General features: G+C 60.2%; 15 protein-coding genes. 7 read left to right on the forward strand and 8 right to left on the reverse strand.

Annotated elements, in window-relative coordinates:
* Positions 1 to 61: 61 nt before the first annotated feature.
* On the reverse strand, positions 62 to 955 hold the full coding sequence (locus QQL64_RS01955) for a LysR family transcriptional regulator (RefSeq protein ID WP_284395484.1): 894 nt from the start codon (positions 953 to 955) through the stop codon (positions 62 to 64).
* Between the two features lie 113 nt (positions 956 to 1,068).
* Here QQL64_RS01955 and QQL64_RS01960 point away from each other — a divergent pair, with 113 nt between their 5' ends.
* From QQL64_RS01960 to QQL64_RS01970, 3 genes are all read left to right on the forward strand, one after another.
* Positions 1,069 to 2,064 (forward strand): aldo/keto reductase, encoded by a 996-nt coding sequence (locus QQL64_RS01960; protein ID WP_284395486.1) that lies wholly within the window; start codon positions 1,069 to 1,071, stop codon positions 2,062 to 2,064.
* A 79-nt stretch (positions 2,065 to 2,143) separates the two neighbouring features.
* Positions 2,144 to 2,890 (forward strand): SDR family oxidoreductase, encoded by a 747-nt coding sequence (locus QQL64_RS01965; protein WP_284395487.1) that lies wholly within the window; start codon positions 2,144 to 2,146, stop codon positions 2,888 to 2,890.
* A gap of 35 nt (positions 2,891 to 2,925) precedes the next feature.
* Positions 2,926 to 3,252 carry a carboxymuconolactone decarboxylase family protein gene (locus QQL64_RS01970; protein WP_284395489.1) on the forward strand — a complete coding sequence of 109 codons (327 nt, stop codon included), beginning with the start codon at positions 2,926 to 2,928 and terminating at the stop codon, positions 3,250 to 3,252.
* 117 nt (positions 3,253 to 3,369) lie between these two features.
* On the opposite strand, the gene QQL64_RS01975 is transcribed toward QQL64_RS01970, so the two are convergent.
* Together QQL64_RS01975 and QQL64_RS01980 are read right to left on the reverse strand one after the other, a co-directional pair.
* A complete protein-coding gene (locus QQL64_RS01975) occupies positions 3,370 to 4,020 on the reverse strand; it encodes a Vgb family protein (RefSeq protein ID WP_284395490.1) in 651 nt (216 codons plus the stop codon).
* A 9-nt stretch (positions 4,021 to 4,029) separates the two neighbouring features.
* Complete coding sequence (locus QQL64_RS01980) at positions 4,030 to 5,250, reverse strand: helix-turn-helix domain-containing protein (protein ID WP_284395491.1); 1,221 nt, start codon at positions 5,248 to 5,250, stop codon at positions 4,030 to 4,032.
* Between the two features lie 138 nt (positions 5,251 to 5,388).
* On the opposite strand from QQL64_RS01980, the gene QQL64_RS01985 reads away from it, so the two are divergent.
* From QQL64_RS01985 to QQL64_RS01995, 3 genes are read left to right on the forward strand one after another with little or no spacing between them, the layout of a single operon-like run.
* A complete protein-coding gene (locus QQL64_RS01985) occupies positions 5,389 to 6,042 on the forward strand; it encodes a glutathione S-transferase family protein (RefSeq protein ID WP_284395493.1) in 654 nt (217 codons plus the stop codon).
* Positions 6,043 to 6,062: 20 nt separating this feature from the next.
* Positions 6,063 to 6,863: a DUF899 domain-containing protein gene (locus QQL64_RS01990; protein WP_284395495.1), complete on the forward strand. Its 801-nt coding sequence runs from the start codon at positions 6,063 to 6,065 to the stop codon at positions 6,861 to 6,863.
* A 51-nt stretch (positions 6,864 to 6,914) separates the two neighbouring features.
* Positions 6,915 to 7,706: a DUF2182 domain-containing protein gene (locus QQL64_RS01995; RefSeq protein ID WP_284395497.1), complete on the forward strand. Its 792-nt coding sequence runs from the start codon at positions 6,915 to 6,917 to the stop codon at positions 7,704 to 7,706.
* 9 nt (positions 7,707 to 7,715) lie between these two features.
* Here the strand turns inward: QQL64_RS01995 and QQL64_RS02000 are convergent, their stop codons facing one another.
* The 3 genes from QQL64_RS02000 to QQL64_RS02010 all read right to left on the reverse strand — a co-directional run bounded on the left by QQL64_RS02000 (position 7,716) and on the right by QQL64_RS02010 (position 11,960).
* Positions 7,716 to 8,567: an aldose 1-epimerase gene (locus QQL64_RS02000; RefSeq protein WP_284395499.1), complete on the reverse strand. Its 852-nt coding sequence runs from the start codon at positions 8,565 to 8,567 to the stop codon at positions 7,716 to 7,718.
* Between the two features lie 93 nt (positions 8,568 to 8,660).
* Entirely contained in the window at positions 8,661 to 10,799 is a 2,139-nt protein-coding gene (locus QQL64_RS02005) for an alpha-glucuronidase family glycosyl hydrolase (RefSeq protein ID WP_284395501.1), read from the reverse strand.
* A gap of 201 nt (positions 10,800 to 11,000) precedes the next feature.
* The gene (locus QQL64_RS02010; RefSeq protein WP_284395503.1) at positions 11,001 to 11,960 is read right to left on the reverse strand and encodes a GlxA family transcriptional regulator; all 960 of its coding nucleotides are present in this window, start codon (positions 11,958 to 11,960) and stop codon (positions 11,001 to 11,003) included.
* Between the two features lie 110 nt (positions 11,961 to 12,070).
* Between QQL64_RS02010 and QQL64_RS02015 the strand changes: the two genes are divergently transcribed.
* Positions 12,071 to 12,382 carry a putative quinol monooxygenase gene (locus QQL64_RS02015; RefSeq protein ID WP_284395505.1) on the forward strand — a complete coding sequence of 104 codons (312 nt, stop codon included), beginning with the start codon at positions 12,071 to 12,073 and terminating at the stop codon, positions 12,380 to 12,382.
* A 175-nt stretch (positions 12,383 to 12,557) separates the two neighbouring features.
* Here the strand turns inward: QQL64_RS02015 and QQL64_RS02020 are convergent, their stop codons facing one another.
* A complete protein-coding gene (locus QQL64_RS02020) occupies positions 12,558 to 13,082 on the reverse strand; it encodes a hypothetical protein (protein WP_284395507.1) in 525 nt (174 codons plus the stop codon).
* Between the two features lie 23 nt (positions 13,083 to 13,105).
* Entirely contained in the window at positions 13,106 to 13,924 is an 819-nt protein-coding gene (locus QQL64_RS02025) for a class I SAM-dependent methyltransferase (protein ID WP_284395508.1), read from the reverse strand.
* Between the last annotated feature and the right edge of the window lie 2 nt (positions 13,925 to 13,926).

Consider the following 13,926-nt stretch of genomic DNA (forward strand, 5'->3'; position numbering starts at 1 on the left):
CAAAGCCCAAGGTTTGATCGCCCGATGGCATCAAAGCCCAGCCACACCGCACGTCAGCGCATCAAGCGCGATAGCGCAGCGTATCGACCAGCAGAGTAAATGCTGGCGAAGGCTGCCGGCGGCTCGGGTAGTAGAGGTGATAACCCGGGAAGGGCGGGCACCAGTCGGCAAGCACGCGGATGAGCCGTCCATCGTCGATGTGTGTCCGCACCTGGTCTTCGGGCAGATAAGCCAGGCCCGATCCGGCCAGAACGGCTTGCAGTCTTAGGGCGAGGTTGTTGAACACCAATGGCCCTTCGACACGCACGCGCAATTCGCGTTCGTTCTTTTCAAATTCCCACGGGTAGATTCCCCCGTAAGTTGGCAAGCGCAGGTTGATGCAGTCGTAGTGAGTCAATTCCTGTGGCGCCTTGGGGCGCTTTCGCCTTGCGAAGTAGGAAGGCGCGCCGACCACGGCCATACGCATGTCGGGGCCGATACGCACGGCGATCATGTCCTTCGCCACCTGCTCACCGAGTCGAATACCGGCGTCATAGCGTTCGGCGACGATGTCGGTCAGTCCGTAGTCGACGACGACTTCCACATGAATGTCCGGGTAGTCCGGCAACAGTTTCTCTAGTGCAGGCCAAAGAATCGCACTCGCTGAGTGCTCGCCTGCCGTGATGCGGATGTTGCCGGCGGGTTTATCCCTAAGCTCACTCAACGCCGAGAGTTCGGCTTCGATCTCCTCGAAACGTGGAGTAATGGCAGCGCGCAGACGTTCGCCCGCCTCGGTTGGCGCGACGCTGCGCGTGGTGCGGGTCAACAGTCGGATGCCAAGGCGCTCTTCCAGTGCCCGGATCGTGTGGCTGAGCGCGGACTGCGACACGCCAAGCTTCGCAGCGGCCTTGGTGAAGCTTCGCTCGCGCGCAACGGCAAGGAAGGCCAGTAGATCGCTAAAGTTTTCGCGGGGCATTGATGAGCCCAATTCATAGGTCCATGCGCTTTATACCACTTAATCGCATAGCGCCGCGGCGCTAAGGTCTCCGCACAGCAGAGCTATCACTGCCTTTCGAGGATGACGTCATCATGCAAAAGCGAACACTGGGCAACAGCCATCTGGAAGTCTCGGCCATCGGCCTGGGCTGCATGGGTATGAGCTTTTCCTATGGCCCGCCGGCAGATAAGAAAGAGATGATCGCGCTCCTGCGCGCAGCGGTCGAACACGGCGTTACGTTCTTCGACACCGCCGAAGTCTACGGTCCGTATACCAACGAAGAACTGGTGGGCGAGGCGCTATCGCCGCTTCGCGATCACGTAGTCATCGCCACCAAGTTCGGTTTCAATCTCGACCCCAGCGCCGGCCCGCCGTGGATAGGCCTGAATAGCCGGCCGGAGCAGATCAAAAAAGTGGCCGAGGCGTCGCTCAAGCGCCTGAAGATCGATGCCATCGATTTGTTTTATCAGCATCGTGTCGACCCGAATGTGCCGATCGAGGACGTGGCGGGTGCGGTGAAGGATTTGATCCAGGAAGGCAAGGTGAAACACTTCGGTCTTTCCGAAGCCGGCGTGCAGACCATCCGCCGCGCGCACGCCGTTCAACCGATCACCGCCGTGCAGAGTGAGTACTCGTTGTGGTGGCGGCGCCCCGAAGCGGAAGTGCTGCCGACACTTGAAGAACTCGGCATCGGCTTCGTGCCCTACAGCCCGCTGGGCAAGGGCTTTCTCACCGGCAAGATCGACGAAAACACCCAGTTCGACAGTACTGATTTCCGCAACACCATCCCGCGCTTTTCGCCGGAAGCGCGTAAAGCCAACCAGGCGCTGGTCGACCTGCTCGGCGTGATTGGGAAGCGCAAGCACGCAACACCTGCGCAAATTGCGCTCGCCTGGTTGCTGGCCCGGAAACCGTGGATCGTGCCGATTCCAGGCACGCGGAAACTCGGACGCCTGGACGAAAACATCAAGTCGACGGTCGTCGAACTCACGCCCGACGATATGCGGGAGATCCACGACGCCGCGTCAAAGATCACGGTGCTGGGCGATCGGTATCCCGAGCGGCTCGAGCAAATGACGAATCGCTAAGCAGTAAAGATCAGCGTCGTTGTCGCGATTCAACAGATCCGGCAACACGCTTCGGAAAAACATTCAGGACAGCAAAGTCATGACACAAGGTATCGAGAACAAAGTAGTTGTCATCACCGGCGCAAGCAGCGGCCTCGGCGAGGCGACAGCCCGAATGCTGGCATCGCAAGGCGCCAGCATTGTGCTCGGCGCACGGCGAGCCGATCGCATCCAGGCGCTGGCCGCCGAATTGTCCGCCAGCGGCGCCAAGGCATTGGCCGTCCAGACCGACGTCACCGATGTCGAGCAAGTCAAACGGCTGGTCGATGCCGCCGTGCAAACCTATGGACGTGTCGACGTCATCCTCAACAATGCCGGCCTGATGCCGCATTCGCCACTCGAGCGCGGCAAGGTTGAAGATTGGAACCGCACGATCGATGTGAACATCAAGGGTGTTCTTTATGGCATCGCTGCCGCACTTCCATACATGAAAGAGCAGAAGAGCGGCCACATCATCAATGTCTCATCGGTGGCAGGCCACAAGGTGGGGCCGGCAAGTGCGGTGTACGCAGCCACCAAGACCGCAGTTCGCGTGATTTCCGAGGGACTACGCCAGGAGGTGAAGCCGTACAACATTCGCACCACGGTTATTTCGCCTGGTGCAGTAGCGTCGGAACTAACCACCAGCGTCACTGAGCCTGACGTCGCCAAGGGTGTCGCAGCGTTCTATGAACGGTATGCGATCCCTGCCGAATCCTTCGCGCGCATGGTGGTTTTCGCCATGAGCCAGCCGGAAGACGTCGATGTGAACGAGATACTGTTCCGTCCGACCAAGCAAGAACTCTGACGATACGTCCTTCCATCCTGCACGGAGACTGCATCATGGCTAACGAACCCACTGTCGCGCGCGGCGCGTTCGGCGACATCGCTCCGGCGCTGGCAAATTACACCGACAAGATTCTGTTTGGGGATGTCTGGCAGCGACCGGAGCTTTCGCCGCGTGACCGAAGTTTGGTCACTGTGGCGAGTCTGGTCGCGCTTTATCGCACCAACGAGCTACCTTTCCATCTGAAGAAGGCACTTGAGAATGGTGTCCGCCGAGAAGAACTCATCGAGCTGATGACTCATCTCGCGTTCTATTCGGGCTGGCCCACGGCCAGCTCTGCCGTATCGATTGCCCGGCGTGTCTTTGAAGAAGTACAAGCCTAGACGGCGAACACTCGCGGATTACCATTGTTTGGGACGCAGCGCGCTCAAAGTGTCGCCTCTGTGCCTGGGTGCGATGATGTCTGGTGGGAAGCAGCTCGCCCGCGAGGGCCGCTTCGATTACTTGCTCGCGGAGTCTCGCTTAGGGCGCCGGACGGCTCTTACCTTCCCGCTGGTGCCGCTACCGCAGAAGAACTGGTCGCGACCGTCGAACTCGAGTCCCGATACGAGGATTCCCGGCGGCATCTCGAGCGTCTCCAATACTTCTCCCGTTCGAGCATCGAGGTGCCTCAGCTCGCTCTGCTCGCCTTCCCAGGTAGCGTGCCAGAGTTCTCCTTCAACCCAAGTGACTCCGGTGACGAAGCGGTTGGATTCGATAGTGCGGAGAATCGTCCCTGTCTCGGGATCGATTTGATGGATCTTTCGTTCCCGATACTGCCCTACCCAAAGCGCACCTTCAGCCCATGCCAGACCCGAGTCACCGCCGCCGCCGGGCGCCGGGATCGTGGCGAGCACACGGCCGGTCTCCGGATCGATCTTCTGGATGCGATCCTCGGCGATTTGAAACAGGTGCTGGCCGTCGAAGGCCGTTCCTGCGTGCGCGGCGACATCCATCGAGCGCAGCGTTTTACCGCTCGCTGGATCGAGCGCTTGCAGCTTGCTTCCGGCCGCAAACCAGACTCGCTGTCCGTCGTAGGTCACCCCACCCACGCGGTCGATACCCGGAAAGGGGCCATATTCGCGGACGACTTCGGCTTTTGTTCGTTTCATGCGTCCATCCTAGTCACTTGGCAATGGAGCGGGGAGTAACAAGGTCGTCGTGAATCCCAGCACGGGCGGAGTCATCCAACGGCGTGCCCGCCCGCGACCCAGCGACTGCACCTTGCCTGCGGCTGCAAGCGCATCGAGTGTCCGCTGCACGGTACGCTGACTGGCGCCAAGCGCAAGCGCCAAGGCCGAGCTCGACCACGATTCACCGTCAGCGAGGCAGGCGAATACGGCCGCGTTTTTCTCTTCGACGGGCTGCGCGAGCACGACCACGTCGCGTGCGCGATGCGGCACCAACGCAAACCCTTGCTTCGTCGCGCTCACGTCGGCGAGCGTGCGAAGCAGCGTGCGAAGCCGCCCGATTTCGACGCGTAATCGGGCGCGATGCGATTCGTCGGCGTGCTTCGCGCGGAATGCTCGCGCAACGAGTACATCCCTAGGTACCTCTCCGGGCCATGCTTCGCTCAACGCGCGTGCGAGCGTGAACAGCACCGGGCGCGTCGTGAGAGGAACTACCGTGCGTGCTTCGCGCACGACATGACGGCACGCGTCGACGACAAGCGCTTTGGACGCCAGTAACGCTTCAACTTCCTCAAGCTGGAGAAGGCGTTCCTCGCCGCGTACGATCAGGCGCGCCGCGGGCGTGTCTAGTATGAGAGATGCGCTTTCGACCTCCGCCGTCAGTGCAGGGATAGCGGCCTGATGCGCGGCGTACTCCGCCCGAACGAGTGCTGCGCGCGCCGTCTTCGCGCGGATACGTCGCATCGCGATTCCCGCAACAACGAGCTCGTGCGAGGCTCTTAATGCAGGCGGGAAGGGCGTGGGGTCGAGTTCGGCGAGCGTGCGTTCGGCCTCGTCGAGGCGCCCGATCAGGAGAAGGCGCCGAACCTGTAGATATCGCGCATGCGCGGCGTTCGCACGGTCGCCGTGCGCTTCGAGCGTCGCCTGCGCGGCGTCGAGTGCCTTCGCCGGCCAGCCGAGGTCGCGCGACACCAGTGCGATCTCGGCCTCGGCGACGACGCACCTTGCGCGAGCTACCGCTTCTTTCGGACCGAAGGCACGCGCCGCACTTCGCACAAGCGCCTTCGCCCGAACGAAATCGCCGAGCTGCGCCATCGCGATGCCACGAAGCGCGAGCGCGGGCGCGTCGTCGCGCAAGGCGACCCGCTTCAATGCGCCGAGGGGGTCACCTGCCGCGAGTGCGCGTGCCGCGGCCGTGATCAGCGAGTCCATTTAGGCGAGCTCATTTCAATCGCGCCACACTTGTCACTCCCACCCTTCGATGGTCCGGTCGCAGTCTATCTCACGAACACCAACCAACGCGCCGGAGACAACCGGCACCGACCAGACGTGAATGTGAGGAGAAACGACATGGAAAAGATTGCTGTGTGGGGCTTTAGTTGGGTGCCGCCTTTTGCCCAAGGGCTTGTGCGCGATCTGCGCGTGCGTTGGGCGCTCGAAGAGGCGGGGCTTCCCTATGAAAGCCGGTGGGTCGGTATCGAGGAGCGAAACACCGAAGCCTATCGGCGCAAACATCCTTTTGGCATGGTGCCCGTTCTCGAATCCAGTGAAGGAACCTTGATCGAATCGGGCGCCATCGTCTATGCCATTGCCGAACAATGCGACAAGCTTATGCATCCCGGTCTGCGCATCGAAACGCTCACCTGGATGTTCGGTGCGCTCAATACCGTCGAACCGCCGCTTTGGAATCTTTTCGTGCTGGATCAGCTGCATCAGGGCGAGGAATGGACAAAGCTGCGACGTGCTGGGGCGGTCGAAGAAGTGAAGCTTCGCTTGGCCGCGCTTTCCGAATGGCTCGACGATCGCGACTATCTGCTGGGTCGTTTCACGGCAGCCGACATTCTGATGACAACCGCGCTGAGGTTCATCCGGCATACGGATCTGGTGGCCGAATTCCCATTGCTCGATGCCTACGTCAAGCGTTGCGAGGCTCGGCCTGCATTCCGAGCTGCCTTGCGCGACCAGATGACCGACTACGTGCGCAACGCGCCAGTCGCCGCCTGAGTTTGAGAAGGAGAGAAGCGATGACAAATCACAGAACCGGAACACGCGAAGAATGGCTGGCAGCTCGGGTCAAGCTGCTTCAGGCCGAGAAAGAGTTTACGCGGCGCGGCGACGAGCTGGCGCTGCAGCGGCAGGAGTTGCCGTGGGTTCGGATCGACAAGACGTATCGATTCGACACCGACGACGGAAGCGCTTCGCTGGTAGACCTCTTCAAAGGGCGCTCGCAGCTGCTTGTTTATCACTTCATGTTCGGGCCTGACTACAAAGCGGGATGTCCGTCCTGTTCGTCGATCGCTGACAGTTTCAACGGCATCGTTGTCCACCTGGAAAACCACGATGTCGCATTTTCAGCGGTGTCGCGAGCGCCGCTTGCAAAACTGAAAGCGTACAAACGGCGGATGGGATGGACGTTTCCATGGGTATCGTCGAGCGCTGGCGACTTCAACTTCGACTTCAATGTCTCGTTCACGGAGGACGAGCAGCGCGAAGGACGCATCGAATACAACTACCGGCGTGGGGGCCACGCGATGGATGAAACATCGGTCCCGGAGCCCGTCGCCCCATCCGCAGCCACATGCGGAGCCGAGCCTGTCGTCCAGTTCGCAGCCGCATGCGAAACCGATGTCAATACTTACACGCGTGAGAAGCCTGGCATAAGTGCATTCACGCTCAAGGACGGCGTCGTGTACCACACCTATTCCGCCTATGCGCGCGGCCTGGACGGCGTCTGGGGCATGTACCAGTGGCTCGACCGCGCGCCTTTGGGGCGCAACGAGCCGGGCGTCTGGTGGCGTCGTCACGACGAGTACAACAAGAGCTGAGCGCCGTCGTCGTTGTCGTAATGCAACCGAGGATCTGGAGATTTCACGCGCATGACTTCCGAGCGAATTTCCCAGCAGGCATTTTTCGGTGTCTCCGCGTTGCTCTTTGCTGCCAGCGCGGCGGCGACGATCGCAGGGTGCGCGTCCATGTCGTCGATGGGCGACATGCCGATGCCCGGCGGCTGGACGATGTCGATGACGTGGATGCGGATGCCCGGACAGGCATGGCCGGGCGCTGCGATCTCGTTCCTCGGGATGTGGGTGGCGATGATGGCAGCGATGATGCTGCCATCGTTGGTGCCGATGCTGTCGCGCTATCGCCAGGCCGTCAGCAGAACAAGTGAGACGCGCCTCGCTCGGCTGACCGCGCTCGTGGCCATGGGTTACTTCTTCGTTTGGACCGTGCTCGGTATGGTCGTCTTTGTGCTGGGTGTCGCGCTGGCGACGATGGAGACGGAGCTGCCGGCGCTGGCGCGTTCCGTTCCGTTCGCAGTCGGTGTGGTTGTACTGGTTGCTGGCGCGCTCCAGTTCACCAAGTGGAAGGCCCATCACCTTGCCTGTTGCCGAGAGGCACCGACATGCTGCGCTAGATTGCCGGCGGGTGTCAGCGCGGCCTTGCGACACGGCCTGCAACTCGGTCTGCACTGCAGCTATTGCTGTGCCGGCCCCACGATGATCCTTTTTGTCACCGGCGTGATGAACTTGCGAGCGATGGCTGTCGTGACGGCAGCCATCACCATCGAACGTCTCGCGCCGGCCGGTGAGCGCATTGCGCAAGCCATCGGAGCCATCATCGTCGCGGCAGGGCTGCTGCTTATTGCGCTAGCGGCAAGAATCGGATGAAGCCTCCGCTTACGCCTTCTTCCACTCCAGCAGAAACCAGGCGGAGATGGACGATCCCGGCGCGAGATAGTGTTCCGGGGCAAGGTTGAATGCGTCGGGTGGACCGCTTTGCGGTTCTACGCAGGTGGCATGCGATGTTTCGTCGTAAACCACCCAGTGGCTGCAATCGGATGTAAGTCGAACGCATTGTCCGTGTCGATGGACGAGTACGGGCTTGTTATTGATGAAGCAGTCATCCCACGGCGCTGACGGTGGTTCCGCCAAGGGGAGGGTGGCGATGCCCTCGGCATCGCGCGGGTAGAAACCGCTTGGCTCGAAATCCAGTCGGTCGGGTTTCTGGAACCACGGATGCCATCCGATGGATGCAGGCATCGGATGCTCGCCGGCCGTCAATGTCAGTGCCATCCGCAATTGGTTCTCGCCTACTTCGATGTGCTGAGTGGCGTTGCCGCCAAATGGCCAGCGCTCGTCCTCCGGCAATGACAGTGAGAGCGCTACGTGGTTGCTTGATTGTTCGGCGACTTCCCACGGCATCCCGAATGCCACGCCGTGTATCGCGTGATCGCCCAGGTTGAGCGGGAGCTGGTAACGGTGCCCGCGGAACCGGAAGCGACCATGACGAATGCGTCCCGCCCACGGGAGCATCGGATAGCTGCCCCACGCGATCATCGCTTCATTGGCGTGATCGTGCCCGATCAACCATGCAACACGGTCAACGAAGATCTGCGCAATACGTCCGCCCGCCAAGGGCGCGATATCGACGGCGAGCGCACCATGTGCGATTCGCAATAGCGGGCCGGGTGCGAATGGGCTTTGCGCATCGTCGCGTGGCAACACGGTTTGACCGGGATTACTTTGCATGCGGATGAAGGCTCTCGATGTTGCCACGTTCGTCGTAGTGTAGTTCAGCCATCTTGGTGGAACGCAGGTGCGTTACACCGTTTGCAAGAGAGATCACCATGATGAGAAACCGGGCACGTAGCGAAATGAAAGGGACTCGTAGTACTTCAGCGAGTGCTGTGGCGGCGAGAAGCCCGGCGGTAGTGGGCGTTGGGATAGGCTTTGGAAGTAGGCGATGCAGGCATCGCGCCACCACTGCGCTTCTTTTTCCTGGATCGCCAGGAAAGCCGCGGCCTGCTGGTAGCGCTCGGGGTCGATATAGCCATTGAGATGACGCCATGTTTCGCGCATCTGCTGCACGTCATCGACACCGTGCGTGTAATGCGCCACCAACTCGTACCACAGCGTCTGGCCGGAACGCATGCGATAGTCCCAGGGGACGTGATGGAACCAGAGCAAGAGTTCCTCGGGCGTCTGCTTAACATCGTTGAATTGCGCAGCGATGGGTGGTGCGTATTGGGCAACGGCATCGCTGCCGGTGCTGCTGCGGTCGAAGCCGATGCCATCGCTGTCAGCGCGGTTATAGTAAACGGGCCGCCAATCGGCCTCCGACTCGCTGGCATCCCAGGGCGCCGGGCCGTAGTGATGGCCGGGGCCCATCTGATGATGCAGGCCAAGCGGTGTCATGTAATCCACCGCAGCCTCACGAGAGCCCATCATCATGTCGACGACGGGTTTGACGAAGGCTTGGTCGTTGGTAAAGGTCATTCTTACCCAATCTTCGGCGATGAGGCGCGACGACTGCGTGGGGTTCCATGCCATTCGACCCAAGACATACCAATTGGCCTGGTTGAAATCCGAACCGCACCAGTTTTGATCGGAGCCGACGTTCGCGTCACCCGCCACGCCAGTCAAGGCGTGGTTATCCAACGAGCCGTCGATCACTTTTGCCACGGTAGATCCTTTGCCATGCGCCATCGTGTCCGCTGACAGCACTTCCTCGTACAAAGGGCCCAGATAGACCAGATGTGTGGCAAAGCCGAGATACTCCTTGGTGATCTGAAACTCCATCATCAGCGAGGTCTTTGGCATGGCGCCGAACAGCGGGCTGAAAGGCTCTCTTGGCTGGAAGTCGATCGGCCCGTTCTTGACTTGCAACAGCACGTTGGCGCGGAAGTGGCCGTCGAGCGGCTTGAACTCGTCGTAAGCCTGCTTGGCGCGGTCATCCGGATTCGCTTGTGAATAAACGAATGTGCGCCACATGACAATGCCGCCGCGCGGGGCGAGCACATCGGCGAGCATGTTCGCTCCATCCGCATGGGTGCGCCCGTAATCCCGCGGACCCGGTTGGCCTTCCGAATTCGCTTTGACGAGGAAGCCGCCGAAGTCCGGGATGAGTTTGTAGATCTCGTCGGCTTTCGTGCGCCACCAACGTTGTACTTGTGGATCGAAGGGGTCGGCGGTCTTCAGTCCACCAAGCTCGATCGGCGCGCTGAAGCGAGCACTGAGATAAACGCGAATGCCATAAGGACGAAAAACGTTGGCGAGTGCCGCTACCTTTTCCAGATACGTTGGCGTCAGAATCTGGGAATTGGCGTTGGCGTTGTTGAGAACCACACCGTTGATGCCGATCGAGGCATTGGTGCGCGCGTAATCGGTGTAGCGCGGAGCGGGCCAGTCCGGAAGCTTGAACCAATCCCAGATCGAGGCGCCGGCATAGCCGCGTTCGACGCTGCCGTCGAGATTGTCCCAGTGGTCGAGTACGCGCACCTTCACACGTGGCGAGTCGTGCAGGTCCAGATGATCAACAGGATGATTGGTCTGCAATAGACGTAGAAAATGGAACGCGCCGTATAGCACTCCGATATCGTTATTGCCGACGATGACGGTCGCTGCGCGACCATTCACGACGATACTGCGAATCAAATAGCCTTCGTTACCGAGACTCTTGGTATCCAGCCGCAAGCGTGCGATGAGTGGCGACGAAGCTGGCGTACCGACGACGATCGCGCCATCGCTCGTTACAGCATCCGACAATGGCGGAGCACGTCCGAGCATCCCACCCAGACCGCGTTGCAATTCCTCTCGAGTGACGGTCTGCGTCGGCGTCGCGGAGCCTATGATCAGTTGTGTGGCGTGGCTCCGATAGATAGTTGCCTGTTCGGCGGCGAGTGGGTGATAACGCAGCCATAGCTCGTATCCATCTTCGGCGTGTGCCGGTGCCATGCATAGCGCCGTAGCCAGTATCAGCATGATGACCGCGAAGGCTCTAGATAGCGAAGGATGGCGCGGGGATCTGTTCCGCGCGGCGCTGTCGATGCCTGCGCCAGTTATCGCTAACCTATGCAAGAATGCTTTCATATCTAGTCCAAAGTGACTACTGATAGCGATTTACTTGATAGCCGCGACGCGAGCCCTGTCGCCACGGACTCGCTGGAAGGGAAACGGCATTGTTCATAGCATTCGTATTTCGCGTACGCCTTTACCAATCCGTCGACGCAGTAGCGTTCGGAGCGTAACGCCGTCCGCGTAGCCAACTTGCTCGGCGATCTGATCTACGCTGTGCTTACTCGTTTTGAGCAGGTGGATGGCACGTTCAATGCGTAGATCCTGGATGTACTCGATAGGTGTTTTGCCAAGCACATCGCTCAAACGTCGCGACAAGGTGCGCTTGCTGGTTGCCAGGGCATCGGCGGCGGCGTCGAGCGTAATCGACGTATCGAGCCGTTCACGCACCCAGCGATCGAAACGTTCCACTAGCGGGTCGGCATGCGCGAGGTGGTCGGTAATGGCATAAGCGGACTGCGATGGGCGCGTATCGAATACCAGATACTTTGCCGTCAGCATGGCAAGTTCAGGGCTGTTTTGACGAATGAGCCAAAGTACCAGGTCGAGATGACTGAGCGCCGCGCCTGCCGTCAAGACAGCGCCACTGGGTACGACGATACGATGCGCATCGAGTCGCACGTCGGAATAACGTTGGCGAAACAACGGCGAGAGCCACCACGTCGTCGTGGCTTCATGTCCGTCAAGCAGGCCGCTTTCAGCGAGTACAAAAGTGCCAGTGCACGCGGCAGCGATACGGGCGCCGCCTTTCGCCCACGCACGCAGCACGGGCAGTGCGTCGACAACATCGTCGCTACTAAGCCCAGGAACGAGCTGATCAGGCATCTTGAAGCCGAGAGCAGGAACGATGACCCATTCAGGAGTGGGTGCGTCGCAGATGTCATGCACTGGTACTTGTAGCCCGCGCGCGCTATGCACCTGTGGCCGTACACCCACGATGGTGACTTCGAAGCGTGGGGTGGGCATGCCCGTTACCTGCGCCAGCTCGTTGGCGGTGTCGAGGGTATCCAACACCGTAGCGAGACCCGTATCGAACACGTGCTCCAAAGCAAGAACGGTAACTTTCATGGCTCGATTGATATCGATATTGTCAATCTTGTCAGTATTTGCCGCGGGAGCGCGTTTGTACAGTGGCCTCCATTGCGGGGAGACCTCCACGCAGCCCTTGGAGAAACAAGATGATCAAGCATGCATTGTTCGTCCGGCTCGAAGCGAAGCCGGGAAAAGAGCAGGCCGTAGCGCAATTCCTCGCTGCCGGTCTGGCCATGGCAAATGAAGAGGCCACCACACCGATCTGGTTTGCGCTGCAGCTCTCGTCCTCCACCTTCGGCATCTTCGACGCGTTCGCAAGCGAGCAGGACCGGCAGGCACACCTTAATGGCCCCATTGCACAGGCTTTGATGGCGAAGGCCGGAGATTTGCTCGCGACAAATCCAACGATCGAATCGATTGACGTACTGGGTGTCAAGAATCGGTTGCCTCACGACTGATCTGCAATACAGCCATCAGTCGGAGGTTGCTTTGACTATCGGGCGCTTATGCGCCCGATTTTCCGGTGGCCCGAGAGAGAGCCCACTGATTGAGTCCGGCACACAGCACCAGCAAGAAACCCGTTGCAAAGAAGACCTCGTGCAATCCGATGCGCGCTCCAATCTGCCCGCCGATCTAAGATGCCGCTGCATCGTTGGCGAGGCTCCGCATCGTCTTGGGCTGAGGACGTACCAACAAATAGAATGCGACGACATGCGTGATCATCAGCACAGGCACATAGATGATCGGAATCGCGTATGTGGCGCCTAAGTCTCCCGCACGCGCAGGAAGATCGACTTGTATAGCGTGGTAATAGTCGAGGATGAGGTCAGTTATCCCCATCAGATTGAAGGCGGCGACGAACAGCCAAAAGAGCGGGCGTATCCTTACCGTGAGAAGCGCCAGGATGGCCAACACACCGGTTGCGAAGTCGCCGTAGGCGGCGAATGTAGCGAAGCTAGCGGGCAGGTTGGGGCTGACGACGCCTGGAAGGATGAAGACGAGCCCGAAGAAGCGGAAGCTGTGCACCGTAGCAATGGCTCGTAGCGCGTCGACTCGGTCCATCGACATAAGTTTGGGTCTGACGTACGCGCCGAAGCAAAGCAGCCACGCGACATAGCCTAAAACGAGATGCAATCGAAAGATCGTTTCCGGCGACATATTGCCTCCTATCTGTTGTTAGTTCACGCAGCCTCGAACACGGCGGTTAGGACGCCGAGCCGTCCCTCCATGAGGTTTCGCCCCAAGTTGCTGGCAAGCTGCGCAAAGTCCGGCCCCATCACCACACCGAGATTGGGCGAAGGTGGTGGTCCCGACGTGCGCAGTTGGGTGATCCAGGCCTTGGCGGTCTCAGTGTCGTCTTGCCAAACCCGTGTGCGGAAACCGGCACGTTCGATCACGTCTTGCGTTGCGGCCGCTGTTAGAAGAAAACTCGTTGCCGGCGTTCGCGCCCAGGGAACGGGATAATGTGGTTCGCCGCTGTTCAAAACGACGTCGAAGGTCGCAAGCTTTCCGCCTGACTTCAGCACGCGTCGAATCTCACGGTAGAGCTGCGCCCGGTCGGCGATGTTCATCGCCACATGCTGCAGCAGCACGACGTCGAAACGGTGGTCGTCAAAGGGAAGCTTCAACGCGCTGGCGGTCTGGAACGACACCTGCTTGCTCTGTCCTGTGCGCTCGGTCAGATAGCGCGCGGCATCGACAAATGGTTCGCTTAAGTCGACGCCCGTAACCAGGCAGTTGTAGGTCTCAGCCAGAAAGCGCGCCGGTCCGCCGACGCCCGAGCCGACATCCAGAATCGACATGTCAGCGGTGATCCCAGCCAATGTGGCAAGTTCGGCAGTCGCGGCGAGTCCGCGGGTGTGAAACTGATCGAGAGCACCCAGTTGCTGGGGCGTGAGCCGTTGATCCTCAGGCCCTAGGGCAGTAAGCACCGTCTTCAGGCGCTCGGTCAGACCGAGCGCGCGATAGTGGTCGCGCACGCCATCAAGTACGTCGGTCATTG

Source organism: Dyella lipolytica, assembly GCF_030160075.1.
Classification (GTDB): domain Bacteria; phylum Pseudomonadota; class Gammaproteobacteria; order Xanthomonadales; family Rhodanobacteraceae; genus Dyella_B; species Dyella_B lipolytica.